21 protein-coding genes and 1 pseudogene are annotated in these 24,158 nt (G+C 66.9%); 9 read left to right on the top strand and 13 right to left on the bottom strand.

Going from position 1 to position 24,158, the window contains the following annotated elements; all coding sequences use genetic code 11:
• The first annotated feature begins 26 nt into the window (after positions 1 to 26).
• Positions 27 to 254: a cell division protein ZapB gene (locus D578_RS0112480; protein ID WP_018950274.1), complete on the top strand. Its 228-nt coding sequence runs from the start codon at positions 27 to 29 to the stop codon at positions 252 to 254.
• The gene (locus D578_RS0112475) at positions 251 to 553 is read left to right on the top strand and encodes a cell division protein ZapA (protein ID WP_018950273.1); all 303 of its coding nucleotides are present in this window, start codon (positions 251 to 253) and stop codon (positions 551 to 553) included. The genes D578_RS0112480 and D578_RS0112475 overlap by 4 nt, the downstream gene beginning before the upstream one ends.
• A gap of 1,076 nt (positions 554 to 1,629) precedes the next feature.
• Here the strand turns inward: D578_RS0112475 and ruvA are convergent.
• The 7 genes from ruvA to D578_RS0112440 all read right to left on the bottom strand — a co-directional run bounded on the left by ruvA (position 1,630) and on the right by D578_RS0112440 (position 7,369).
• Positions 1,630 to 2,238 carry a Holliday junction branch migration protein RuvA gene (gene ruvA, locus D578_RS0112470; RefSeq protein ID WP_018950272.1) on the bottom strand — a complete coding sequence of 203 codons (609 nt, stop codon included), beginning with the start codon at positions 2,236 to 2,238 and terminating at the stop codon, positions 1,630 to 1,632.
• On the bottom strand, positions 2,235 to 2,759 hold the full coding sequence (gene ruvC / locus D578_RS0112465) for a crossover junction endodeoxyribonuclease RuvC (protein ID WP_018950271.1): 525 nt from the start codon (positions 2,757 to 2,759) through the stop codon (positions 2,235 to 2,237). Before ruvC ends, ruvA begins: the two co-directional genes overlap by 4 nt.
• Before the next feature lie 12 nt (positions 2,760 to 2,771).
• The gene (locus tag D578_RS0112460; RefSeq protein ID WP_018950270.1) at positions 2,772 to 3,512 is read right to left on the bottom strand and encodes a YebC/PmpR family DNA-binding transcriptional regulator; all 741 of its coding nucleotides are present in this window, start codon (positions 3,510 to 3,512) and stop codon (positions 2,772 to 2,774) included.
• Positions 3,513 to 3,875: 363 nt separating this feature from the next.
• Positions 3,876 to 4,505, bottom strand: coding sequence for a triacylglycerol lipase (locus D578_RS0112455; protein ID WP_018950269.1), 630 nt, complete (start codon positions 4,503 to 4,505; stop codon positions 3,876 to 3,878).
• A gap of 21 nt (positions 4,506 to 4,526) precedes the next feature.
• Entirely contained in the window at positions 4,527 to 6,311 is a 1,785-nt protein-coding gene (aspS, locus tag D578_RS0112450; RefSeq protein ID WP_018950268.1) for an aspartate--tRNA ligase, read from the bottom strand.
• 101 nt (positions 6,312 to 6,412) lie between these two features.
• Entirely contained in the window at positions 6,413 to 7,063 is a 651-nt protein-coding gene (locus D578_RS0112445) for a DUF502 domain-containing protein (protein ID WP_018950267.1), read from the bottom strand.
• A 3-nt stretch (positions 7,064 to 7,066) separates the two neighbouring features.
• Positions 7,067 to 7,369 (bottom strand): FmdB family zinc ribbon protein, encoded by a 303-nt coding sequence (locus tag D578_RS0112440; protein ID WP_018950266.1) that lies wholly within the window; start codon positions 7,367 to 7,369, stop codon positions 7,067 to 7,069.
• Positions 7,370 to 7,792: 423 nt separating this feature from the next.
• Here D578_RS0112440 and D578_RS0112435 point away from each other — a divergent pair, with 423 nt between their 5' ends.
• Genes D578_RS0112435 through D578_RS0112425 form a run of 3 tightly spaced genes read left to right on the top strand, consistent with a single transcriptional unit; the run spans position 7,793 to position 10,431 of the window.
• On the top strand, positions 7,793 to 8,170 hold the full coding sequence (locus tag D578_RS0112435) for a DsrE family protein (protein WP_018950265.1): 378 nt from the start codon (positions 7,793 to 7,795) through the stop codon (positions 8,168 to 8,170).
• A gap of 10 nt (positions 8,171 to 8,180) precedes the next feature.
• On the top strand, positions 8,181 to 9,035 hold the full coding sequence (locus D578_RS0112430; RefSeq protein WP_018950264.1) for an SDR family NAD(P)-dependent oxidoreductase: 855 nt from the start codon (positions 8,181 to 8,183) through the stop codon (positions 9,033 to 9,035).
• 19 nt (positions 9,036 to 9,054) lie between these two features.
• Positions 9,055 to 10,431, top strand: a complete 1,377-nt coding sequence (locus D578_RS0112425) for a nucleoside recognition domain-containing protein (RefSeq protein ID WP_018950263.1) — start codon at positions 9,055 to 9,057, stop codon at positions 10,429 to 10,431.
• Positions 10,432 to 10,462: 31 nt separating this feature from the next.
• Here the strand turns inward: D578_RS0112425 and D578_RS0112420 are convergent, their stop codons facing one another.
• From D578_RS0112420 to D578_RS0112400, 5 genes are all read right to left on the bottom strand, one after another.
• Positions 10,463 to 14,254, bottom strand: a complete 3,792-nt coding sequence (locus tag D578_RS0112420) for a PAS domain-containing protein (protein ID WP_018950262.1) — start codon at positions 14,252 to 14,254, stop codon at positions 10,463 to 10,465.
• A gap of 28 nt (positions 14,255 to 14,282) precedes the next feature.
• The gene (locus D578_RS0112415) at positions 14,283 to 14,489 is read right to left on the bottom strand and encodes a hypothetical protein (RefSeq protein ID WP_018950261.1); all 207 of its coding nucleotides are present in this window, start codon (positions 14,487 to 14,489) and stop codon (positions 14,283 to 14,285) included.
• A gap of 42 nt (positions 14,490 to 14,531) precedes the next feature.
• On the bottom strand, positions 14,532 to 14,750 hold the full coding sequence (locus tag D578_RS0112410) for a hypothetical protein (protein WP_018950260.1): 219 nt from the start codon (positions 14,748 to 14,750) through the stop codon (positions 14,532 to 14,534).
• 269 nt (positions 14,751 to 15,019) lie between these two features.
• Entirely contained in the window at positions 15,020 to 18,325 is a 3,306-nt protein-coding gene (locus tag D578_RS0112405) for an efflux RND transporter permease subunit (RefSeq protein WP_018950259.1), read from the bottom strand.
• Complete coding sequence (locus tag D578_RS0112400; protein ID WP_018950258.1) at positions 18,322 to 19,347, bottom strand: efflux RND transporter periplasmic adaptor subunit; 1,026 nt, start codon at positions 19,345 to 19,347, stop codon at positions 18,322 to 18,324. The genes D578_RS0112405 and D578_RS0112400 overlap by 4 nt, the downstream gene beginning before the upstream one ends.
• A 285-nt stretch (positions 19,348 to 19,632) precedes the next feature.
• Between D578_RS0112400 and D578_RS0112395 the strand changes: the two genes are divergently transcribed.
• The 4 genes from D578_RS0112395 to D578_RS15655 all read left to right on the top strand — a co-directional run bounded on the left by D578_RS0112395 (position 19,633) and on the right by D578_RS15655 (position 23,933).
• Entirely contained in the window at positions 19,633 to 19,974 is a 342-nt protein-coding gene (locus D578_RS0112395; protein WP_018950257.1) for a phenylpyruvate tautomerase MIF-related protein, read from the top strand.
• Between the two features lie 34 nt (positions 19,975 to 20,008).
• Complete coding sequence (locus D578_RS0112390) at positions 20,009 to 21,721, top strand: proline--tRNA ligase (protein ID WP_018950256.1); 1,713 nt, start codon at positions 20,009 to 20,011, stop codon at positions 21,719 to 21,721.
• A gap of 73 nt (positions 21,722 to 21,794) precedes the next feature.
• The gene (locus D578_RS0112385) at positions 21,795 to 23,657 is read left to right on the top strand and encodes an SLC13 family permease (protein WP_018950255.1); all 1,863 of its coding nucleotides are present in this window, start codon (positions 21,795 to 21,797) and stop codon (positions 23,655 to 23,657) included.
• A gap of 72 nt (positions 23,658 to 23,729) precedes the next feature.
• Entirely contained in the window at positions 23,730 to 23,933 is a 204-nt protein-coding gene (locus D578_RS15655) for a type II toxin-antitoxin system RelE/ParE family toxin (RefSeq protein WP_081617376.1), read from the top strand.
• On the opposite strand, the pseudogene D578_RS14990 reads toward D578_RS15655, so the two are convergent.
• A pseudogene (locus tag D578_RS14990) lies at positions 23,908 to 24,158 on the bottom strand (IS630 family transposase); the annotation flags it as partial. The gene D578_RS15655 and the pseudogene D578_RS14990 overlap by 26 nt on opposite strands.

Raw genomic sequence — 24,158 nt, 5'->3', positions numbered from 1 at the left:
GCACCTGCCACCCGGGGCCCGAGGCCATGCAGCCGAACGACGATTCAGCGATCGACCCGACCGAACGCCTGGAGGCCGCGATCACGCGCCTCCTCGAAGAGCATGCGGCCCTGCGCGAGGAGAACCACCTGCTACAGGAACAGATCCGCCAGCTCAAGGGCGAACGCGCGGCCTTCAAGGAACGCAACGAACAGGCCCGCCACCGGGTCGAGAACATGATCGCGCGCCTGCGCTCGATGGAGCACAGCGAATGAGCCAGTCCGAACCCGTCCGCGTCGCCATCATGGGCAAGGAATACCAGATTGCCTGCCCACCGGAGGAACGCGCCGACCTGTTTGCCTCGGCGTCCCTGATTGACGAGCGCATGCGCGAGTTGCGCGATGGCGGGCGCATCGTGGGCGCCGAGCGCATCGCGGTAATGGTGGCGCTCAACCTGGCGCACGAGATGCTGGAGTGCCGGCAGCAGAAGGCCGGCGCGGACACCTCCGGAAGCTCGGAACGCCTGGTCGCCCTCGCCGACCGCATCGAGAAAAGCCTCGGCTCCTCCCGCTAACGCGCCTGGCGGCATCCCGCCGCCTTCCTGCATTGCCCAGGCCCGAGTACAGCCCACCACCCTGATGGCTGGCCCCGGTTCGTCATTCGGTGTTTACGGTGGCTTCGGTCCGCCGCCTGCCATGCGCTCTCTCGCGAGCGCGCCGCGCCCGTTTTTGATCAACAACTGGCTTTCTTGCTTGCCCAGGAAAGTGCCTAAAGAAGGGCACCCGGATTCCGCCCGGGAACCTTGCTCCAGGGCCCTCGGACCGGCGGCGCTGAACTCGCTACGCCTGCGGCTACGCTCAGACATCCAGCGCCCCGTGTCTATTGTTAACTGGCCGGCCCGAGAACCCTTCCGCAAGGGCTCCATACGGGAGGGGAAGGTCAAGACAGACGGTATCCGGACACCGGCAGCCAGCCCGTGTCCCGTAGGGTGCGGTTGAGCGCAGCGAAACGCACCACCCCCCACGCCGTGCGAAACCCTGATGCGATTCGCTTCGCTCATCACATCCTACGAAAGCCCTGGCGCCCGCACCGCGGGCGCGGCACGCAACGGCCGCAGGCCGAGCGTGCCCGAGATGCCGGAAGAGCCAGCCTTCATCCATGAGCAACATAGTCGGGACAGCCGTTGGCTTGACCTTCACCCCCGTTGTCGTCGCGCCGAGTGGAGAGGCTTTTCGCGGAACGATTCAAAATAGACACGGGGCGCTGGATGTCTGAGCGAAGCCGTAGGCGTAGCGAGTTCGGCGCCGCCCGCGAAAAGCCTCGGAGCGCGGGAAACCCCGCGCCCGCGCAGCCGGCCGGGGTCGCGGCGGTCGGGCGTGTTTCTTGGGTACTTCTTTGCACGAGCAAAGAAGTCCGTTGTTGATCAAAAACGGGCGCGGTGCGCTGGCGAATCAGCGCCTGGCAGGCGGCGGACCGGAAGCAAGTAAACTCGGACGACGAACCGGGCCTAGCCACAACCAGGCAGGCGGCGGACCGAAGCCACCGTAAACACCGGATGATGAACAAGCCCAGCCTCTACCGGGCGAGACATGGCACCGGGACGGAAGACACCTCAAACGGCAGCAAGCAAGCCGCGCGGCTTGGTGCGCGCTAGCGCTTGACGGTGGCGCGGAGGGCCAGGCGCACCAGGGTTTCTACCGAATCCGCCTGGTCGCGTACGGCGGCGACCATCTTCTCGGCGCTGGCGCGTTGATAGCCGAGGGACTCCAGCGCGGCCAGGGCCTCGCCTTCCATTGCAGCTTCGGGCGTCGGCTCGCTGCCTGCTGCTCCCCCGGCGGGTGCGGCGGCAAAGCCCATCTCGGCGAGGCGTTCGCCGAGCTCCAGCACAATGCGCTCGGCGGTGCGCTTGCCGATGCCCGGCACCTTCGACAGGCCGGTGACGTCGCCACCGCTGATCAGGCCGGCCAGCTCGTCGCCGGCGTAGGTGGAGAGCATGGCCAGCGCCAGCTTCGCGCCGATGCCGTTCACGCGGATCAGGCGCCGGAACAGGTCGCGATCGCGCTTGTTCAGGAAGCCGAACAGCTGGTGGGCATCCTCGCGCACGACCAGATGGGTGGCGAGCACGACGGTCTCGCCCGGTTCCGGCAGGGCCGCCAGCGTGGATAGCGGGACGTCGACCTCGTAACCGACCCCGCCGGCATCGATCACCACGCCGTTAACCTCCCGGCTGATCAAACGACCTTCCAGCCGCGCGATCACGGGCGGCCCCCAATCATGCTGGAGGTGGCGGCTGCCAGGCGCGCCTCGTGCTGCTGGGTGTGGGCGTGACAGAGTGCGACGGCCAGGGCGTCGGCGGCGTCGCTACTGGCCGGTTCAGCCAGGCGTAACAATTGTTGCATCATGTGCTGGACCTGTTCCTTGTCCGCCCCGCCGATGCCGACCACGGCCAGCTTGATCGCACGCGGGGCGTATTCGTGTACCGCAAGGCCGGCCTGGGTGGCGGCGCAGATCGCCGCGCCCCGGGCATGCCCCAGCTTGATCGCGGACTGGGCATTGCGCGCGACGAACACCGACTCGATGGCCAGCACGTCGGGCTTCAGTTCGTCGATCACCTCGACCACGCCAGCGAAGATCTCGCCCAGGCGTTCGGGGAAGCCCTTGGCCTTCGGCCGGATCACACCGTGCCCGCAGGAGCGGCCGCGGCTGCGCTCGTACTCGACCACCGCGAAGCCGGTGATCCGGGAACCGGGGTCGATCCCGAGGATGCGTACGCCGGTCACGCTGCGGCCGGATCAGTCACCGCTGACCTCGTCGGGGAAGTCGGCATTGGTGAAGACGTTCTGCACGTCATCCAGGTCGTCCAGCATGTCCAGCAGCTTGAGGATCGACTCGGCGGTCTCCCCATCCAGTGGCGCGAGCGTCTCCGGGCGCCAGGTGACCTCGGCATCTTCCGGTTGGAGTTCGCGCTCCGCCAGCGCCGCGCGGACGTCCTGATAGGTATCGGGTTCGGTGATGACCTCGATGGAACCGTCGTCCTCGACCTGGACGTCTTCGGCCCCGCCCTCCAGCGCGGCCTCCATCACCACCTCTTCGTCCAGCCCGGGGGCGAAACGGATCACGCCCTTGTTCTGGAACAGATAGGCCACCGAGCCGTCGGTGCCGAGGTTCCCGCCCATCTTGGAGAAGGCGTGGCGCACCTCGGCAACCGTGCGGTTGCGGTTGTCGGTCATGCAGTCGACCAGGATCGCCGCGCCGCCCGGGCCGTAGCCCTCGTAGCGGATCTCCTCGACGTTGTCGCCATCGCTCTCGCCGGCCCCGCGCTTGGCCGCGCGCTCGATGGTGTCGCGGGTCATGTTGGCGCCCAGCGCCTTGTCGATCGCCAGGCGCAGGCGCGGGTTGGTCTCCGGATCGGACCCGCCGTGGCGCGCGGCCACGGTGATCTCGCGGATCAGCTTGGTGAAGAGTTTGCCGCGCTTGGCGTCCTGGGCATTCTTGCGATGCTGGATGTTCGCCCACTTGCTGTGGCCTGCCATTCGGTCACGACTCCCTGAATTGGTTTTCAACGATAAGCGGCCGCGGCGACGTGTTGCGCGCCGGCCGGCCACGGGACCCGCACAGTCTAATCGCTGGCGCGGCGGTAATCACGGATGCCTGCGTAGTACTCACCCACACCGCCTCTTCCCTCCCCCGTCATTGCGAGGAGCCGCAGGCGACGAAGCAATCTCTGGAAGCTGGCGATGCGTTCAGAATCCGACTGCGGTGGTTCCGGACGGAGATTACTCGCTTCGCTCGCCCTTCGGGCCGGCCTGCGGCCGTTCAACGCACTGTGCGCTTTTGTGCCAGGTCGCCTTCGGCTCCTCGCAATGACGGGGGCGGTGGGGTCGGGCCGGTTGGGGTTATGGCAGGAACTCGCCGGACTCGAGGAAATGGAGGGTCTCCTGGACCAGGAGACGGTTGACCAGCATGCCGAAGTGGGAGACCGGCATGGTGAGGTGGCGCGAGACCTCCGGGCCGCGGGTCTCGTCCACCGCTACCGTGCCGTCGTGCGGGTCCGGTAGCGGCGCGACCCAGGGGCCCGGCCCGAACGGCTTGCTGCCGGCGATCATGCCGACGTCGCGCCCGCGCAGGATGGGGCTGCCGCCAAGCAGGCCGCGATCCAGCGCCGCGCCCAGCCACCAACGACCAAGGCGGTTCTGCGCCAGACGCGCCGCCACGCGGCTGCCCTGCAACGGCGAACCCAGCATCACGATGCGACCGGGGCGCTGCACCGGCGCGACCTCGAACAGGTGGCGCACGATCACGCCGCCCAGGCTATGGGCAACCAGGTGCACCAGGTCTCCGGGGACCTCGTCGAGAAACGCGGCCAGGGCACGGGCGGCCTGCTCCGGCGTCTGCCGGCGCGAGGCATAGCGGAACCCGTGAACCTCGTGGCCGGCCGCGCGCAGCCGGCGACCCAGCAGGGCCATCTCCAGGCCCGGCATGTGCCAGCCGTGGACCATGACCACGCTGCTGCGCATGCCGGTCATGGCGTGCGCCCGGGCAAGCGGTTACTCGGCCTGTTGCGTGGCGCTGGGGCGCAGGCGTATACCCAGTTCGCGCAGCTGCTTCTCACCGACCGGGGCCGGGGCATCGGTCAGCAGGCAGGCGGCGGTCTGGGTCTTGGGGAAGGCCATCACGTCGCGGATCGAGTGGGCGCCGCTCATCAGCATCACCAGGCGATCCAGGCCGAAGGCCAGCCCGCCGTGCGGCGGGGTGCCGAAGCTCAGTGCGTCCAGCAGGAAGCCGAACTTCTCGCGCGCCTCCTCCTCGCCGATGCCCAGGGCCTCGAACGCGGCCTGCTGCATCTCGGGGTTGTGGATACGGATGGAGCCGCCGCCGACCTCGGTGCCGTTCAACACCATGTCGTAGGCCCGTGACATCGCCTCGCGCGGGTTCTCGCGCAGGGCCTCGGGGCGATCCACTGCCGGAGCGGTGAACGGGTGATGCAGGGCGTACAGGCGCTTGTCCTGATCGTCGTATTCGAACATCGGGAAATCGACCACCCACAGCGGCCGCCAGCCCGGCACGACCAGCTCGAGGTCGTGGCCGATCTTGACGCGCAGGGCGCCGAGCGCCTCGTTGACCACCGAGGCCTTGTCCGCACCGAAAAAGATCAGGTCGCCGGCGGCGGCCTCGGTCTTCTCCAGGATCTGCCGGGTCACGTCCTCCGGCAGAAACTTGAGGATCGGCGACTGCAGACCGCCGGCGATATCGGTCGGGTCGTTGACCTTGATGTAGGCCAGGCCCTTCGCGCCGTAGCGGCCGACATACTCGGTGTAGACGTCGATCTCCTTGCGCGTGAGCTTGGCACCGCCCGGCACGCGCAGCGCGGCCACGCGACCTTCCGGGTCGTTGGCCGGGCCGTTGAACACCTTGAACTCCACCGCCTGCATCACCTCGGTCAGCTCGGTGAACTCCAGCGGGATGCGCAGATCCGGCTTGTCCGAACCGAAGCGGGCCATGGCCTCGGCATGGCTCATGCGCGGGAACGGGTCGTCCAGTTCGATGCCCATAACCTCGCGGAACAGATGGCGCATCAGTTCCTCGGTCACGCCCATCACGTCGGCCTCGTCGACGAAGGCCATCTCCATGTCCAGCTGGGTGAACTCCGGCTGGCGATCGGCGCGCAGGTCCTCGTCGCGGAAACAGCGGGTGATCTGGTAGTAGCGATCCATGCCCGACATCATCAGCAGCTGCTTGAACAGCTGCGGCGACTGCGGCAGGGCAAAGAAGCTGCCCGGATGCGTGCGGCTGGGCACCAGGTAGTCGCGCGCGCCCTCCGGCGTCGCCTTGGTCAGCATCGGGGTCTCGAGGTCGAGGAACTCGCGTTCCTCGAGGAAGCGGCGCATGGCCGCTGAGACCTGCGCGCGCAGGCGCAGACGCTGCTGCATCAGCGGGCGGCGCAGGTCCATGTAGCGATAACGCAGCCGGGTGTCCTCGCCGACGTCTTCATCGTCCAGCGGGAACGGCGGGGTCTTGGCTGCGTTCAGCACTTCCAGCTCCAGCCCGAGGATCTCCACCGCCCCGGTGGGCAGATCGGAATTCTCGGTGCCCTCGGGGCGCCGGCGCACGCGGCCGGTCATGCGGATTACGTACTCGGTGCGCAGCTGCTCGGCGCGCGCGAAGACCTCCTCGCGGTCAGGATCGAACACCACCTGGACCAGGCCCGCGTGGTCGCGCAGGTCGACGAAGATCACGCCACCGTGGTCACGCCGGCGGTTCACCCAGCCGCAAAGGGTCACCTCCGAGTCGAGTTCGTTCTCGGTGACACGTCCACACAGATGAGTTCGCATTGCGCTGTTCCAGCCGAAGGGCACGCCCGCCAGGGGCCTGCACGGTGAGTCGGGAAAACGGGGCGAACGTGGCGCTCGCACCCGCGAAAAGGCCGGAAATCTTACGATTTGCCCTGCCCCCGCGCAACCGGAGCCGGGGCATCGGCGGGGCTTTGCAGGGGGGTGACGACCCCCAGGGACATGACGAACTTGAGCCCGTCCTCCACCGTCATGTCCAGTTCGATGGCCTCCTCGCGCGGGACCATGAGCACGAAGCCGGAGGTGGGATTGGGCGTGGTCGGGACGAAAACGGTGATGACGTCGCGCTCGGTGCGGTCCTGCACCTCGCCGACTGCGACACCGGTCATGAACCCCACCGACCACAGGCCGCGGCGTGGATACTCGATCAACATCACCTTGCGAAACGCCTGCCCGCCATCGGTTAGAACGGTCTCGGTGACCTGCTTGACCGCGCCGTAGATCGAGCTGACCAGCGGGATGCGACGGACGATCGACTCGCCCACCGAGACCAGCTTGCGCCCAACGATATTGGCCACCACCACCCCGGTCACGAACACCACCACGACCGCCAGCACGATGCCGGCACCGGGGATGGAGAAGCCGAGAATCGCCTCCGGCCGCCAGGCCGGCGGCAGAAGGAGGATGGTGAAGTCCAGCAGGTCGACCAGCAGCTTGATAATGAAGCCGGTGACGATCAGCGGCAGCCAGACCAGTAGCCCTGCAATCAGGTAGCGGCGCAGGGAAACCAGCATCAATCAGGTGCCGGTCTTGGCGCTACCGGAAGATTCGGACTTTCCGGAGGCGTCCGATTTCGTTGAGCTACTGTCGCTAGAGCTGCTGGCTGAGCTGCTGCCCTCTTTCAGATTGCGCTTACCGTCCTTCTTGAAGTCGGTCTCGTACCAGCCGCCCCCGGCCAGACGGAAGCCGGCCGCGGACACCTGCTTGGTCAGGGCCTCGGCACCGCACTCCGGGCAAACGGTGGCCGGCGGATCAGAGATCTTCTGCAGGATCTCGGAGATCTCGCCGCAATCCTTGCACTGGTATTCGTAAATGGGCATGAATCGAATCCTCGGAATGCATCCGCGAAAACACGGGTTGAGGCGTATTATGCGGCCGTTTTCGGGGAATGAAAGGCCTTCGCTTCCGACAATCCGTTTTCCTGATCCATAAGGGTATTTCCGAGGCAACCAGGGCTGGACCGCTCTCCTCGCATCCCATCGACGTCATCCCGGCCGAAGCGAAGCGCAGAGCCGGGATCTCCAGCGCCGAGGCAGCCCGACCGGAGAGATCCCGGATCACCGCTGCGCGGCGTCCGGGACGACGACAATGGGGAGCCGTTCGGGGTCATGCAGCCGATACCCGTCGCCACCGGGCACCTGTCTTGATGTCTCCCGGCCAATCCACGTTGAGGTTTGCGCCGGGCGGCCGCAGCGCGGATCATTCACCCCCAACTCGACAAAACGACCGCGCAAGGACCTGTCATGGCCGAAAAGATCGTGATCATGCTGCTGAACCTGGACCTCGACCGCCCTGGCACGCTGGGGGCGCCCTTCTTCCAGGCCACCGTTGCCGCCGCGATGGATCTCGAGGTGGAGATCTACTTCGCCGCCGGCACCACACGCCTGCTGCGACAGGGCGTGGCGGAGACCATCTACCCCGGCGAGGCCAAGGAGAAATCCGTCTACGGCTTCATGCAGGACGCCCACGAGGCCGGCTGCGCCTTCTACGCCTGCGCCGGAGCGATGAGCGAGAACGGCCTGACGCTGGACAACGCAGTGCCGGAACTGGACGGGATGCGCGGCGGCGGGGCCTTCATCGGCGAGGTCGTCGAGGACGGCGTCGCCACCCTGACCTACTGAGCGCGCCGCGGTGCGTGACACCTCTTCCCGCGCGGTCCTGATCACCGGCTGCTCCAGCGGCATCGGCGCCTGTACGGCGCGCGTGCTGCGTGATCGCGGCTACCGCGTGTTCGCCACCGCCCGGCGCGGCGAGGATGTCGCCCGGCTGAAAAAAGACGGCTTCGAGGCCTTGCAGCTGGATCTGGACGACTCCGCCAGCATCCATAGCGCGGTCACCGAGATCCTGCACCGCACCGATGGCCATCTGTACGCCCTGTTCAACAACGGCGCCTATGGCCAGCCCGGCGCGGTGGAGGACCTGAACCGCGCCACCCTGCGCGCCCAACTGGAGACCAATGTCCTCGGCTGGCTGGAGCTGACCAACGCGGTGCTGCCTGCGATGCGCCGCGCTGGCGAAGGGCGCATCATCCAGAACAGCTCGGTGCTGGGTCTGGTCGCGCTGCGCCTGCGCGGGGCGTATGTGACCTCCAAGTTCGCGATCGAGGGCATGAGCGATACCCTGCGCCAGGAGCTGCACGGCACCGGCATCCATGTCGCGCTGATCGAGCCGGGCCCGATCCGCAGCGAGTTCCGCGCCAACGCACTGAAGGCCTTCCGCTACCACGTCCAGCGCGAGCACGGCCCCTGGCAGGACACCTACCGAGCCGCCGAGGCACGCATGGCAAATGCCGAGGCCGACGCCCCGTTCACGCTGGGACCCGAGGCGGTGGCGCGCTGTGTCGTGCATGCCCTGGAGGCCCGCCGCCCACGGGTGCGCTACCACGTGACCTTCCCCACCCGCCTGTTCGCCTTCCTCAAGTGGCTGCTGCCGGCGCGCGCGATGGATGCCGTGCTGCGGGGTGTATCACGCGGGGAAAATCGCTGACCGTGGCAGACTGCGCGGCATGAACCTGATCTTTCTCGCGCTGATCGTGATCGCCGTGGCCACGGCCGCGATCCGCGAGATCCGCTCCACCGACCCCGACGAACAGCCAATGCAGGCCCTGTCCGAGGGCGCGATCGAGGCCGCCGGCTCCGCCGTGGAGCTGGCACTGGGCCTGGTCGGCGTGATGGCCCTGTTCCTGGGCCTGATGAAGATCGCCGAGGCCGGCGGCCTGCTCACCGTGCTGGCCCGGCTGCTGCGCCCACTAATGATCCGCCTGTTCCCGTCGGTCCCGCCGGAGCACCCGGCGATGGGCGCGATGATCCTGAACTTCTCCGCGAACATCCTGGGCCTGGGCAACGCCGCCACGCCGTTCGGCATCCGCGCGATGCAGGAGCTGGAGAAGCTGAACCCGCACCCGGGCACCGCGACCAACGCGATGGCCCTGTTCCTGGCGATCAACACCTCCAGCATCACGTTGCTGCCCACCGGCGTGATCGCCCTGCGCGCCTCGCTGGGTTCCGAGGCCCCGGCCGCAATCCTGCCGACCACGCTGTTCGCGACCCTGTTCGCCACCATTGCCGGCATCGCCAGCGCACTGATCCTGCAGCGCTACTTCCTGCCGCCACCGGCAACCCGCAGTATCGATCCGAACGCGTCGTCCGCGGACGACGCGAGCGAGCTAGACGATACGCTGCGCGAGGCGGGCCGGGAGGCGACGGCCGAGCCCACCCAAAACGCCGACAAGACAGCGGACAAGACCGATCAACAGCCGATGAACATCGAGGTCCCCACCGAGGGCTACCCCGCCTGGGTCTCGATACTGGTCCTGCTGGGGGTGCTCGCGGTCATCCCGCTGACCATCCTTTACGGGCAGGCCATCGCCCCGTGGATCATCCCCGGGCTGGTGGTCGGCTTTCTGTCCTACGGCGTCATTCGCGGCGTGCCGGTCTACGAGGTGTTCGTGGAGGGGGCCAAGGAGGGCTTCAATGTTGCGCTGCGCATCATCCCCTATCTGGTCGCGATCCTGGTTGCCGTGGGCATGCTGCGCGAGAGCGGCGCGCTGGGGATGTTTGTCGGGCTGGTCGGGCCACTGACCACGCCGTTCGGCCTGCCGGCCGAGGCATTGCCGATGGCACTATTGCGCCCACTATCCGGCTCCGGCGCCTACGGCATCATGGCCGGCATCATGCAGGACCCGACGACCGGGCCGGATACGCATGTGGGTATCCTGGTCTCAACCCTGCAGGGCTCGACCGAGACCACCTTCTACGTCCTGGCCGTGTACTTTGGCGCCATCGGCATCAAGCGCGTGCGCCACACCCTGGCCGCCGCGCTGACGGCGGATGCCGTCGCGGTGGTCGCGGCGGTCGCGATCGTCGGCTTCCTCTTTCTGTAGGACGGCTGGCGCCAGGCACTCCTTCGCCGGGTCAGCCGTCCGGGCGGCTCGCGCGGCAGTGCTCCAGCGCCCGCAGGAGATCGCTCGCACCAATCGGCTTGGTGAACAGGTCGTGGAAGCCGGCCTGTTCGACACGCTCGCACGTGGCATCCGTGGCATCGGCGGTCACCGCAATCACCGGGATCGCGGCCAGCTCCGGCTCGGCCCGCAGCGCGCGCAGCACCTGAAAGCCATCCATCACCGGCAGGTTCAGGTCCAGCAGGATCAGCTCGGGCGGATCCCGCAGGGCCATGTCGAGTCCCTCGGCGGCGGATTCCGCCATTCGGCAGTCGGCCGCGCCCTGCTGTTTCAGCATCTCGCGCATCAGACGCTGGTTGGCATCGTGGTCCTCAATGCAGAGCACGCGGCAGTCACGCGGCGCGCCGGCGCTGCCGGGCAGCGCCGCATCATCCCCAGTGCCTGGCGGTAGCCGGTCACGGGCCCGGGGCAGGCGAAACCAGAAGGTACTGCCCTCGCCCGGGACACTGTCGACCCCGATCTCACCCCCCATCAGATCCACCAGATTGCGGGTAATGGCGAGCCCGACACCACTGCCTTCGATCCCCTGCTGGTCGGCCGCCAGCCGCTCGAACGGCTGGAACAGCCGCCGGCACTGCTCCGCGTTCAGCCCCGGCCCGCTGTCGTGCACCGCGATCCGAACCTCGGTCTCCCCCAGCTCGCAGCGCACGCGCACGCTTCCGCCGGGCCGGTTGTACTTGATAGCGTTGGAGAGCAGGTTCAGGAGCACCTGCTTCAGGCGCCGCGGATCGGCCTGAAGCATGACCTCGGGCAGGTGATCCGGCTCCAGCTCCACCCGATACTCGCGCGCCATCGGCGCAAGCAACGACAGGCAGTCCTCCAGCACCGGGTCCGGAGCCACCGGTTCCGGTTCGACCTGCATGCGGCCGGCCTCGATCCGGGCGAGGTCCAGGATCTCGTTGATCAGGTCCAGCAGGTGCCGGCCGGCGCGCGTGATCTCGTCCAGGTAGCCGCGCTGCTGCTCCTCCAGTGCCGGATCGCTCTCCAACAGCTGGGCAAAGCCGAGCACCGCGTTCATCGGCGTACGCAGCTCGTGGCTCATGTTGGAGAGGAAGTCCGACTTGGCGCGGTTGGCCGCCTCGGCCGCCTCGCGGGCACGATGGAGCTCCGAGCGGCGGCGCAATTCGTCAGTGAAGTCACTGAAGATGTTGAAGCCGTATTGCGGCTCCCCGCGGGCATCGCGCACCACGCCGATGGTGCTGGCCGTAATGAACACGGCCCCGCTGGCGCAGCGCTGGGGCAGCTTGCCCGTCCAGGCCCCACCCTCGGCCAGTACCCGGTCGATCTCCTGCTCCTCCTTTTTGTTCTCCGCCGGGATGATCCCCAGCTCGTGGAAATCCCGACCCAGCAGTTCCTCCGAACGGTAGCCCAGCATCTCCAGAGCAGCCGCATTGACGTAGACGAAGCGGCCCTCGCGATCCACCACCTCGATCCCTTGTTCCGAGGATTCGAAGATGCGCTGGAACAGCGCCAGGTGCTCCTGGGCCTCGTGCAGTTCGGTGATGTCCTGCAGGCTCCCACCGACGTGCGTCAGCTGGCCGTCGGCATCGAAGCTGCCGCTCGCAATCATGTGGACATGACGAATGCGACCGCCGGGCAGCTGCACCCGGTGACCGATTTCGTGGTGCCCGCTCTCGCCCAGGCCACCCATGAAAGTCTCTACCTGATTACGGTCCTCCGAATGCACCAGGTTCAAATAGTCGGCGCGTTCGAGCGGCGCATCTCCGGCATCCATCTCGAAGATCTCGTGGATTACCCGGGACCAGGTGATCTGCCCGCTGTGCGGGTCCATCTCCCAGTTGCCGATACGCGCCAGGCGTTGCGACTCCAGCAGGCGGGTGGACAGCTGGGACAGCGCCAATTCGGAACTCTTGCGCTTGGTGATGTCCTGCATCACTCCCAGCATGTACAGGATCTCGCCGTGCTGGCCCCGAACCACGTCACCTCGCTCCAGCAACCAGTGCTCGGAGCCGTCCGGCCAGATCACCCGGTGCTCCAGCTCGAGGTAGGAACCGCGGCGCAAACTGCTAGCGACGGCAGCCCGCACCCGCGCGCGATCATCGGGATGCACGGCGTTCAAGAAATTGGAGACCGTCGGCTCCAGCCCGCCTTCGGGATAACCCAGCAGTGGCGGGATGCGCTCCGACCAGCCCAGCGTCTCGCGATCCGGCGCCCACTCCCAGGTCCCCATGTTGGCGAAGATCTGGCTGGAGCGCAGGCGATGCTCCTGATGCTTCACATGGGTGATCTCGGTGCGGATAGACACGTACTGATAGGGTCGGCCATTGCTCCCGAGATACGGGACGATGGTGGTTTCCACCCAGTACAACGAGCCATTGCGCGCCCGGTTGCACACCTCGCCCTGCCAGATTCGGCCGGCAGCAATGGTCGCCCACAGCTCGGCATAGAACTCCGGCGGATGCTGCCCGGACCTGAGGATGCGGTGATTGCGCCCGAGCAGCTCGGCCACGGCGTAGCCACTCACCCGCGAGAACCGCTCGTTGGCGTAGATGATGTTGCCGGCGACATCGGCGATGCTGACCAGGGCGTGCTCGTTGACCGCCACGTGCTCGCGCTCGCGCTCGTACAGCGCGTCGCGATAGGACTGACTGACCCCGTCGATCTGGCGCAACTGGCGCGCCCGCGCGGTAATCGCCGCCGCGATACACGCCGGCTCCACCGGTGTCAGGAACACCCCGGAAACCCCCGGGTGCAGGGTCATCAGGTGGTTGACCCGGCCAGGGTCCTCGGTCAGCAGCAACAGCGGGACGGCGCCACCGTTGTCCCGCGTCCGCAGCAGCGCGACAAACGACTCGACCGGCTCCGCCAGCCCCTGCAGGTCCAGGACGACCACGTCCGCCCCGGTCTCGTCCAGATGCCGCCGGACCCCCTCCGGGTCCGACGCGGACGCCACACCCAGACCGGAGCCGGTCAGGTACGGCCCCAGTCCGTCGCCGGTCGCATCATTCGTGACCAGCAGCACGCGATAGTCGGATTCGACAATCACGCCGCCGATCTGCATCAACTGTTCGATCAGGGTGTCCGTGGCCAGCGGGTGATCGAGACAACGTGCTACCCCTCGGCGCACGCATTCGAGACGTGCCCCGGGGCTCCAGCTCCGCGCGACAGCCAGCACCGGGAGACCACTGCCCAGCGCGGACCACAAGCCTGGAAGCCCATCGCCATCCGCGGCGACGGTCTCGGCGCACAGCACCACCGCGGAAAACGGGGCATCGTCAGGGGCGGCGTCGGACCCGGAGGCATCGGTCTCGCCGCGAGTCACGCGAAGACCCTGCTCGTCCAGCATGCGGGCCACCTCGCGGCCGGCATCGCCGCCGTCATCGATCAGGCGAACCCGCGATTCGGCGGGCCGCCCCCCCAGCGGCTGCATGCGGGCCTGCGCGATCGGACGCGCGCGGTGCCGGAAGGCCTCCACGCTGGTAACGAGACGCCGAACCCCGGCGTGGATCAGGTCACGATCCGGCCCGGCGGGGGCACGGCGAACGCCGGCCAGGGCGGCCCGCAGAGATTCGGCAACCCCGCGGATCAACCCGACATCGAAGACCTGCGCCGCCTGCGCCAGGGTCTGGGCCTCGCGGTACAGGGTGGTCAGCCGCTCGCCATCCTCCACCGAGCCGTCGAGGGCCCGGGACAGCCGTTCCAGTTCCGCGACCCGCTGTTCCAGGGACTCGAGAAACTCGCCCCGCAACCGCGCCAGCCCCGGCGATACCGGGGCCGGGTTCACGGCCGGCGGTTGTAACGAATGCAACGGATCAGTTCGGCGGCCCGCCCGGATTGATGTCCTTGTCCTTCACGATGAAGTAGACCCCGATGGCGGCCAGCCCCATCCACATGAGCAGCGCGAACACCCCGAGGACCTCCCAGAGGGTCACGAAGAAGAACAGCATGATGGCGGCAGCGCCAAGGAAGAGATTGCCGATCAGGAAATTGGACGGCCGGCGGGAATCATTGTCGGACATGGTCGGCTCCGGTACAGGCGCCTGGAACGACGCCAGTGAACGCTACTGTTTCTTGTAGGCGGAGAAATCGAATTCCCCGGCGGTCATGTCGTCCCACAGATCGCTCTGCAGCACGGCCAGCAGCTTGAACAGCTTGCGCAGTTCGGGGTCCTCCATGAAGCGCTGGTCCTCGCTGGCCTTCAGCACCTCGACCAGGGTGGCACACTGCTCACGGCTGATCCCGAGGACGTTCAAGCCCCCTTCTCCCATCTCGACATCCATCAAGTGACTCCCGTTCGGTTAGAGCCGGGATTGTAGCCGCATGCCTGCCGCGTCGCGAAAACACCTCGGCCCGGGCCCGTCATTGCGGGAGCCGAAGGCGACGTGGCACACAAGCAGCGGCGCTGCGGTGAACGGCCGCAGGCCAACCCGAAGGGCGAGCGTAGCGAGTAATCTCCCAAAGCTGTCGCGACGTCGAGCCCTGCAGTATCCGGTGGTTCCGGAAAGAGATTGCCACGTCGCCTTCGGCTTCTCGCAATGACCGGTATGGCTTACGCCGCCTGGCCACGGATCAGGTCGACCCGGGTGCGCACGTACAGGTAGTACAGCACCGGGATGATCACCAGCGTCAGCAGCGTGGAGACGAACACGCCGAAGATCAGCGAGATCGCCAGGCCGGAGAAGATCGGGTCGTCGAGGATGAACCCGGCCCCGACCATTGCCGCCAGGCCGGTCAGCACGATCGGCTTGGCGCGCACCGCGCCGGCATGCACCACCGCGTCGATCACGTCGACACCGCGGCGGATCTCCTCGTTGATGAAGTCCACCAGCAGGATGGAGTTGCGCACGATGATCCCGGCCAGCGCGATCATCCCGATCATCGAGGTCGCGGTGAACTTGGCGTCCATGAAGAAGGCATCCATGAAGGCATGCCCCGGCATCACCCCGATCACGGTCAGCGGGATCGGCGCCATGATGATCAGCGGCACCATGTACGAACGGAACTGCGCCACCACCAGCAGGTAGATCAGGAGCAGGCCCACCGAGTAGGCGATGCCCATGTCGCGGAAGGTCTCGTAGGTCACCTGCCACTCGCCGTCCCACTTCAGGGAGAAGTTGTACGGGTTGTCCGGCTGGTTGATGAACAGCTGCTCCAGCGGCTCGCCATAGGCCATCGGCTGGTCGCGCAGGCCGAAGAACATGTCGAACATTCCGTACAGCGGGCTGTCCAGCCCGCCGGCCAGGTCGCCCATCACGTAGACCACCGGCAGCAGGTTCTTGTGGTGGATCGAATGCTCGAGACTCGAGTCCACCACGTTGACCACCTCGGACAGCGGCACCAGGGTGCCGTCGCGCGAGCGCACCTTGAGCCCCAGTACCGAATCCAGGCTCCCCTTCTCGGCCTGATCGAACTCCAGCCGCACGGGAACCGCGTATTTCACGTTGGAGCCGTACAGATAGGTCACGTCCTCGCCGGACAGCGCGGTCGAGATCGCCTGTACCACCGCCTGCTGCGACACGCCCAGGCGCGCGGCCCGTTCGCGGTCGACCTGCAGGATCTTCTTCTGCCCCGGGTACTCGACCGAGTCATCAATGTCGGTGAGGCCGTCGGTGTTCTCGAAGCGTTCGCGTACCTGTCTGGCGATCTCGATCTGGCCGTCATAGTCCGGGCCGTAGATCTCGGCGACGATCGGCGACATCACCGGCGGGCCCGGTGGAACCTCGACCACCTTGACCGCCGCGCCATGCCGATCGGCGATCGAGTTGATTGCCTCGCGCACGCCCAGGGCCACCGCGTGGCTCTTGCGATCGCGCTCATACGAGCCGACCAGGTTCACCTGGATATCGCCCACGTGCGAACCCTCGCGCAGGTAATACTGCCGCACCAGACCATTGAAGTTGATCGGCGCCGCGGTGCCCGCGTAGGTCTGCACGTTGTGCACCTCGGGGACCGTCTTCAGGTAGTCGCCCATCTCCGCCAGCACGCGGGAGGTGCGCTCCAGGCTGGTGCCTTCCGGCATGTCCAGCACGACCTGGAACTCCGACTTGTCGTCGAACGGCAGCATCTTCATGACCACTAGCTGGAAGTACGCCAGCGACACGGAGGCCAGGATCAGCACCAGGGTGCCCAACCACAGCGCGAGGCGAGCGGTCTTCTTGCCCCCGCCGGTACCGAGGAAGGGCAGCAGCAGGGTATTGAAGATCTTCATCAGCCCGGCCGAGGCGCTCTCGTTCTCCGCGCCATGACCACCACCGGCCGGCGCGGCATGTTCGTGCTTCTCGGCCTGGCGGCGCAGGACCTTGTAGGTCAGCCAGGGCGTGACCACGTAGGCGACCGCCAGCGAGATGATCATCCCCATCGAGGCGTTGATCGGGATCGGGCTCATGTACGGGCCCATCAGCCCGGTCACGAAGGCCATCGGCAACAGCGCCGCGATCACCGCAAAGGTCGCGAGGATCGTCGGGCCGCCCACCTCGTCCACCGCGAGCGGAATGGCCTCGATAAACTTCTTGCCGCCCTTGGCCATGTGCCGGTGGATGTTCTCCACCACCACAATGGCATCGTCCACCAATATCCCGATGGAGAAGATCAGCGCGAACAGCGACACCCGGTTGAGCGTGAAGCCGTAGGCCCAGGAGGCGAATAGCGTGATCGCCAGGGTGATCACCACCGCCACACCGACGATGAAGGCCTCGCGCCAGCCCAGCGCGATCCAGACCAGGACGACGACCGAGGCGGTTGCCAGAATCAGCTTCTGGATCAGTGTGTTGGCCTTGTCATCCGCAGTCTGTCCGTAATTGCGGGTAATGGTCGTCTCGATGCCGTCCGGGATGTAGGTCCCGCGCAGCTGCTCCAGGCGTTCGATCAGGGCATTGGCGATATCCGGGGCGTTGGTGCCCGGCTGCTTGGCGATCGCCACCGTGACCGCCGGATGGCTCTCGCCCAGGCGCGCGCGATCCCCCGCGGCCGCGCCATGGGCAAAGCGCACGTGTTCGGTGGCATAAGCCGGGCCCTGCACCACCTCGGCAACATCCGAGAGGTACACGGGGCGCTCGCCATGCATCCCGACCACCAGGCTGGCGAAGGCCTCGGGCTCGGTGATGAAGTCGCCGGCCTGGATCAGGATTTCCTCGTCGTCGTGGTACAGCTTCCCGGCGTCACGCGAGAAGTTGGAGGCCTGCAGGCTGTCGCGCAGATCGTCCACCGACAGGTTGTGGGCTGCCAGGGTCTCCGGCTTGAAGCGCACATGCACCACGTGATCGGGCCCACCGACAGTGTAGATATCGCGGGTGCCCGGTACGCGCTTGAGCTCGGCCTCGATGCCGTGCGCCACTCGCAGCAGGTCATGCCCGCCGCGCTCGGGGTCCTCGGTCCACAGGGTCACGTTGACGATCGGCACATCGTCGATGCCCATCGGCTTGATGATCGGCTCGCCGACGCCCAGCCCCTGTGGCAGCCAGTCCTGGTTGGAGAACACCTGGTTGTACAGGCGCACCAGGGCCGCAGTGCGATCCTCGCCGACCTCGAACTGGATGGTGATCTGCGCCATGTTCGGGCGCGAGACGGAATAGATGTCGTCGATGCCCTCGATCTCCGAGAGCACCTGTTCGGCCGGCGTGGCCACCAGCTGGGCCACCTCCTGCGCGCTCGCCCCCGGGAACGGGATGAACACGTCGGCCATGGTCACGTTGATCTGCGGCTCTTCCTCGCGCGGCGTGACCATGATCGCGAACAACCCCAGCAACAGACCGATCAGGGCCAGCAGCGGCGTGATCTGAGTGGTCAGGAAGGCCTTGGCAATGCGCCCGGAGATCCCCATGCGCTCGGACGCCCCCTCCGTGCCGGCATCGCTCATCGGTTCACCTGCTGATGTTCCTTCAGATAGATCTGCGCATGCACCGGATCCAGCGCCACGCGTTCGCCGTCGTCCAGACCACCGTGAATCTCGATCATGCCGTCATGCCGGCGCCCGACCCGCACCTGGCGGAAGGCGACCCGGTCATCGGCGTCGACCACATAGACGGCGATGACCTCGCTGCGATAGACCACGGCCTCCACCGGCACCAGCAGGCGTTCGACGTCCTCCACCACGAAGGCAGTCTTCACGAACATGCCGGGGAACAGACCCAGGTCCTGCTGCTCCGGCAGGTTCACGCGAATCCGGAAGGTGGAGCTGGCCGGATCGGCATAGGGGAAAATGGTCAGGCTCTCGGCCGCTACCCGGTCCCCGTTCAGCAGGATCTCGGCGCTGCGCCGCTCGCGCACGTTGTGGATCAGGCGCTGCGGCACGTCCACGGCCACGCGCAGTTGATCCAGACTGATCCCGGACAGCAGCGGCGAACCCGGGCTGACCGATTCGCCATCCTCGACATGACGCTCGATGACGATGCCGGAATACGGCGCGTATATCTCGGTGTAGCCCAACTGCTCACGGGCCTCCTCGACCCGGCCCTCGGCCGAACGCAGGCGGGCTCGTGCCGACGCCAGTTCGGCCTCGGCGCGGTCAAACTCGGAGCGCGAGACCACCCCGCGCTCGAACACATCCTCGATACGGCCGAAGTCCGAGCGCGCCTCGTTGAAGCGGGCGCGGGCCTCGGCCAGGTCGCCCTCGGCCTGGCTGACGCGGGCCTGCTGCTCGGTATCGCTGACCCGCACCAGGAGTTCATCGACCTCGACGAAGTCATCCACGTCCACGTAGATCTCGCGGACGCGCCCGGAGGTCTGGGCGGAGATCGTGGACCGCTGCACCGCCTCGACGCGGCCATCCAGAATGCGCTCCTGGGCGATGGTCTGGCGTTCCGCGGTGGCCGTCTCGAACGGCAGCTCCGCCTGGGCCGCAAACGGCAACAGCAGCAGGGCCCACAGGGTGTGGCGCATCCGGATTCGTGTCATGGGGTCTATCCTTGCTTGGTGAGGTCGCCGGGGACATACAGTCTCGCACTCGTCCCGGCTCCATATATTAGCTTTTTCTAATTTATTATTTCCTGATGCTGAACGCAATCCGGGCGCGTCCACCCGCGACCGGTCCGCTCCCTCGCAGCGAGTATAGCCACCCTGACAAGGGTTTCACCCACCCCGGCGACTCGCCGGGACGCTGCAGCGCACCCGCGCTCCCCGTATCATGGCGACCGATCCGGAACCACACATGATCTGGAGGACGCCATGCCGCTGCTGCGAGTCGAGACCAATACCGCCCTGCCGGACGATGCCGCCGGCCTGAGCCAGCGCCTGTCCGCGCAGGTGGCCGAATGGCTGGGCAAGCCCGAGGGCTACGTGATGGTGGCCTGCACGCACAACCCGGCCATGTGCTTTGGCGGCAGTACCGATACGCTCGCCTACTGCGAGCTCAAGAGCATCGGCCTGCCCGAGGGCCTGACCCGCGAGCTGTCGCGCAAGCTGTGCGACGCCCTGCAGGCGGAGCTGGGTATCGAGCCCGCCCGCGTCTATATCGAATTCGCCGATGCCCCGCGCCACTTCTGGGGCACCAACGGCACCACGTTCTGAACCCTTCCAAGCACTCAACTACGGACTGCCCCCGATGCGCGTCTCGCAATTCCCGCTGAACACCCTGAAGGAAACCCCGGCCGACGCCGAGATCATCTCCCACCAGCTGATGCTGCGTGCCGGCTACATCCGCCGGCTGGCCTCCGGGCTGTACACCTGGCTGCCGCTGGGGCTGCGCGTGCTGCGCCGGGTCGAGGGCATCGTGCGCGAGGAGATGAACCGCGCGGGCGCGCTGGAGGTGCTGATGCCGGCGGTGCAGCCCGCCGAGCTGTGGCAGGAATCCGGGCGCTGGGACTTCTACGGCGCCGAACTGCTGCGCCTGAAGGACCGCCACGACCGCGACTTCTGCTTCGGCCCGACCCACGAGGAGGTGATCACCGATCTGGTGCGCCGAGAGGTCCGCAGCTACCGCCAGCTCCCGATCAACTACTACCAGATCCAGACCAAGTTCCGCGACGAGCGCCGCCCGCGCTTCGGAATCATGCGCGCCCGCGAGTTCCTGATGAAGGATGCCTATTCCTTCCATATCGACGGCGACTCGCTGGCCGATACCTATCGCCAGATGCACGCCGCCTACACCCGGATCTTCGAACGCTGCGGGCTGGACTTCCGCGCGGTGGAGGCCGACACCGGCGCGATCGGCGGCAATGCCTCGCACGAATTCCATGTCCTCGCCAGCTCCGGCGAAGACGCCATCGCCTTCTCCCCGGCCGGCTTCGCCGCCAACGTCGAGCTGGCCCCCTGCCCGAAGCCGGACCCGGCCCCGGCACCCGGCGCGGAGATGGAAAAAATCGCCACGCCCGACGTGCACACCATCGACGAGCTGGCGAGATTCCTGAACATCCCGACCGAGCAGACGGTCAAGACCCTGGTGGTCGCGGCCTCCGAAGAGATCGACGCCGACCTGGTCGCCATCGTTCTGCGTGGCGACCATGAGCTGAACGCGGTCAAGGCCGAGAAACACCCCTGGATCGCCGAACCGCTGCGCATGGCCGAGGCGGCCGAGATCCGCGCCGCCTTCGGCGCCGACCCCGGCTCGCTGGGACCGGTGAGCAGCCCGATCCCGGTGCTGGCCGACCAGGCCATGCTGGGCATGGCTGACTTCGTGGTCGGCGCCAACGCGGACGGCCACCACCTGACCGGCGTGAACTGGGGCCGCGACCTGCCACAGCCGGAGAGCGCGGACCTGCGCAACATCACCGAGGGCGAGCCGGCCCCGGACGGCTCCGGGGCGATCGAGATCCGCCGCGGCATCGAGGTCGGCCACATCTTCCAGCTCGGCGACAAGTACAGCCAGGCCCTGGGCGCCCGCGTGCTGGACGAGGACGGCCGCGAACAGGTCGTGACCATGGGCTGCTACGGCATCGGCGTCTCGCGCGTCGTGGCTGCCGCGATCGAGCAGAACTCCGACGAACGCGGCATCTGCTGGCCCACCGCCATCGCGCCGTTCGACATCGCCCTGTGCCCGATCGGCGCGAAGAAGTCGCAGCGCGTGCGCGACGCAGCGGAACAGCTGCACGATGATCTGCAGGCGGCCGGCTTCGAGGTCCTGCTGGATGACCGCGGACAGCGCCCCGGCGTGATGTTCGCCGACATGGAGCTGATCGGCATCCCGCACCGCATCGTCATCGGCGAGCGCGGCCTGGACGCCGGCGAACTCGAATACCAGGACCGCCGCGCCCCCGAGGCCGAACACCTGCCGCTCGACAACCTGATCAACACCCTGCGCGAACGCCTGCGGGGCTAAGACGCGCCCTTTGTTTTGCGATCCATGATGTACTGATCCGAAACCTCGCCACGCGCGGCAGGCGCCTGTTGCAATGGAAAACATAGCGTTCACGCTCGAGATGGGGATCGTGTTCGGCCTGCTGGGGCTGACGATCCTGCTGTTCGTGACGGAGGTGATCCGGATCGATCTGGCGGCGCTGAGCGTGCTGTTCCTGCTGGGGATGGTCGCGCTGGTGCCGGGGGTCGCGCCGATCGTCGAGGGCGAGGCACTCTTCTCCGGCTTTGCCTCGAACGCGGTGATCGCGATCATCGCGGTGATGATCATTGGCACGGGGCTGGACCGCTCCGGAGTGATGAACCGCCTGGCGGACCTGATTCTGCGGTTTGGCGGGAAAACGGAACGCCGGGTGATGGCGACCACCTCGGGCGCCGTGGGCATCGTGACCAGCTTCATGCAAAACATCGGCGCGGCCGCCTTGTTCATGCCGGTGATCAACCGCATCGGTGCCGCCGCGGGTATCCCGAGATCGAGGCTGCTGATGCCGATGGGCTTTGCCGCGATCGTTGGCGGCACACTGACGCTGGTCGCCTCCAGCCCGTTGATCCTGCTCAACGACCTGCTGCCCGGGGATATCGAGGGCTTTGGCCTCTTCGACGTGACACCCATCGGGCTGGCCCTGCTGGCCACCCTGATCCTGTACTTCGCCGTGCTCGGTAAATGGGTCCTGCCGGCCCGTGATCCGCAGGCGGAAGACCCGGACGAAAGCCGGGTGCAGACCACCTCCGCCTGGTTCCGCGACGTCTACGGCATGGACTTCGGCGTACGCGAGGCTCGCCTGGGCGAGGACAGCTCGCTGGCCGGGCGCAGCGTGGGTGACTTCGAAGCCGCATTCGGCGTACACGTTGTCGGCGTGACCAGCGATAACGAGACACGCATCGAGCCCAACCGCGACGTGGAACTGGAGCGCGGGGCACACCTGGCGATCCTCGGACCGGTCACCACCATCGAGAAGACCTGCGACAGCACCGGCACGGTCCTGAAGGACGAGTTGGATGTGTTCGCTCGCGCGCTGTCGGCACGCCACGGCGGGATCGCCGAGGTCATCGTGCCACCCGGCTCCGACCTGATCGGGCAAACCGTGCGCGACAAGGGCATGCGCCGCACCTACGGCGTCTCGGTGCTGCGCATCCAGCGCGGCGACGACCTGATCATCGACGCCGTCCCGGACACGCCGCTCAAAGCCGGCGACACACTGGTGGTGCATACCCTGTGGGAGCACCTGCAAGCGCTGGAGGACGACCGGGATTTCGTGGTGGTGACCAGCCGCTATCCGCGGCGCAAGCAGGAGGCATCGAAGACCCACCGGCCGCTGGCCGCACTCGGTTCCCTGGCCCTGGGGCTGGGGCTCGTGCTGTTCACCGACCTGCCGCTGGCGCTGGCCCTGCTGGGCGGCGCGCTGGGGATGATCTTTTCCGGCGTCATCAGCATGGACCAGGCCTATCGCGGCATCAGCTGGAAGACGGTGTTTCTGCTGGCGTCGCTGATCCCCCTGGGGCTTGCGGTCGAAAACTCCGGGGCCGGCGAATGGATCGCAACCAACGGCATGCAGCAGCTGGAGGGGATGCCGGTCTGGGTACTGCAGGTCGCGGTATTCCTGCTGACTACCTTCTTCACGCTGGTGATGTCGAATGTGGGCGCCACCGTGCTGCTGGTTCCGCTGGCGGTCAGCTTCGCGAGCGTCGCCCAGGGCATGGGCATCGACGCCGATCCGCGGGTCTTCGCACTGATCGTCGCGATCGCTGCGTCCAACTCGTTCATCCTGCCCACCCACCAGGTCAACGCCCTGATCATGGACCCCGGCGGCTACCGCGTTGCCGACTACCTGCGCGCCGGCTCCCTGATGACCGTGCTCTTCATGGTCGTCTCGCTGCTCGTGATCAACCTGATCTTCTAGACAGACCCGATCAGCGAGACGCCGGCGCCCGGAATCTTTGTTGCGCGTTGCGCAAACCGCTACACTCGAACCATGATCAAGACGATCCGCCACAAGGGACTGAAGCGGTTCTATCAATCCGGCTCCACAGCCGGAATACAGGATCGGCATGCGAAGCGGCTACGCATGCTGTTGATCGCCCTGGAGACCGCTACCGTCATCGACGACATGGATGTTCCTGGCTTTCGGCTGCACAAGCTCCTAGTGTCCATTAACAAAAGTTCGCATTATTATTGAGGCGATCGCTTACACGGGCGATGGACGCGATGATCTGGTCGGCTGTTTTGCGCCAGATGAACGGTCGGGGTTCATCGTTGTACGTCTCCAGGTATTCGCGGATGGAATCCTCGAGTTCCCGCGTGCTGCGATGCGAACCGCGTTTGATCCAGCGTTCCGAGATGAGCGCGAAGAAGCGTTCGACCAGGTTGATCCAGGACGCCGAGGTGGGCGTGAAGTGCACAT

Origin of the sequence: Thioalkalivibrio sp. ALMg11, from assembly GCF_000377905.1 — a bacterium.
GTDB lineage: Bacteria > Pseudomonadota > Gammaproteobacteria > Ectothiorhodospirales > Ectothiorhodospiraceae > Thioalkalivibrio.
The sequence above is the reverse complement of the archived record's forward strand: the minus strand, read 5'-3'. Positions and strand labels throughout refer to the sequence as shown.

Excerpts from the sequence above, each read along its gene's own strand:
- D578_RS0112400 (WP_018950258.1), bottom strand. The coding sequence starts at position 19,347 with ATGCGCCACACCCTGTGGGCCCTGCTGCTGTTGCCGTTTGCGGCCCAG.
- D578_RS0112475 (WP_018950273.1), top strand. The coding sequence starts at position 251 with ATGAGCCAGTCCGAACCCGTCCGCGTCGCCATCATGGGCAAGGAATAC.
- D578_RS0112385 (WP_018950255.1), top strand. The coding sequence starts at position 21,795 with ATGGAAAACATAGCGTTCACGCTCGAGATGGGGATCGTGTTCGGCCTG.
- D578_RS0112445 (WP_018950267.1), bottom strand. The coding sequence starts at position 7,063 with ATGCTGGTTTCCCTGCGCCGCTACCTGATTGCAGGGCTACTGGTCTGG.
- D578_RS0112480 (WP_018950274.1), top strand. The coding sequence starts at position 27 with ATGCAGCCGAACGACGATTCAGCGATCGACCCGACCGAACGCCTGGAG.
- D578_RS0112425 (WP_018950263.1), top strand. The coding sequence starts at position 9,055 with ATGAACCTGATCTTTCTCGCGCTGATCGTGATCGCCGTGGCCACGGCC.
- D578_RS0112435 (WP_018950265.1), top strand. The coding sequence starts at position 7,793 with ATGGCCGAAAAGATCGTGATCATGCTGCTGAACCTGGACCTCGACCGC.
- D578_RS0112455 (WP_018950269.1), bottom strand. The coding sequence starts at position 4,505 with ATGACCGGCATGCGCAGCAGCGTGGTCATGGTCCACGGCTGGCACATG.
- D578_RS0112440 (WP_018950266.1), bottom strand. The coding sequence starts at position 7,369 with ATGCCCATTTACGAATACCAGTGCAAGGATTGCGGCGAGATCTCCGAG.
- aspS (WP_018950268.1), bottom strand. The coding sequence starts at position 6,311 with ATGCGAACTCATCTGTGTGGACGTGTCACCGAGAACGAACTCGACTCG.
- D578_RS0112460 (WP_018950270.1), bottom strand. The coding sequence starts at position 3,512 with ATGGCAGGCCACAGCAAGTGGGCGAACATCCAGCATCGCAAGAATGCC.
- D578_RS0112390 (WP_018950256.1), top strand. The coding sequence starts at position 20,009 with ATGCGCGTCTCGCAATTCCCGCTGAACACCCTGAAGGAAACCCCGGCC.
- D578_RS0112415 (WP_018950261.1), bottom strand. The coding sequence starts at position 14,489 with ATGTCCGACAATGATTCCCGCCGGCCGTCCAATTTCCTGATCGGCAAT.
- D578_RS0112410 (WP_018950260.1), bottom strand. The coding sequence starts at position 14,750 with ATGGATGTCGAGATGGGAGAAGGGGGCTTGAACGTCCTCGGGATCAGC.
- D578_RS0112405 (WP_018950259.1), bottom strand. The coding sequence starts at position 18,325 with ATGAGCGATGCCGGCACGGAGGGGGCGTCCGAGCGCATGGGGATCTCC.
- D578_RS0112395 (WP_018950257.1), top strand. The coding sequence starts at position 19,633 with ATGCCGCTGCTGCGAGTCGAGACCAATACCGCCCTGCCGGACGATGCC.
- D578_RS15655 (WP_081617376.1), top strand. The coding sequence starts at position 23,730 with ATGATCAAGACGATCCGCCACAAGGGACTGAAGCGGTTCTATCAATCC.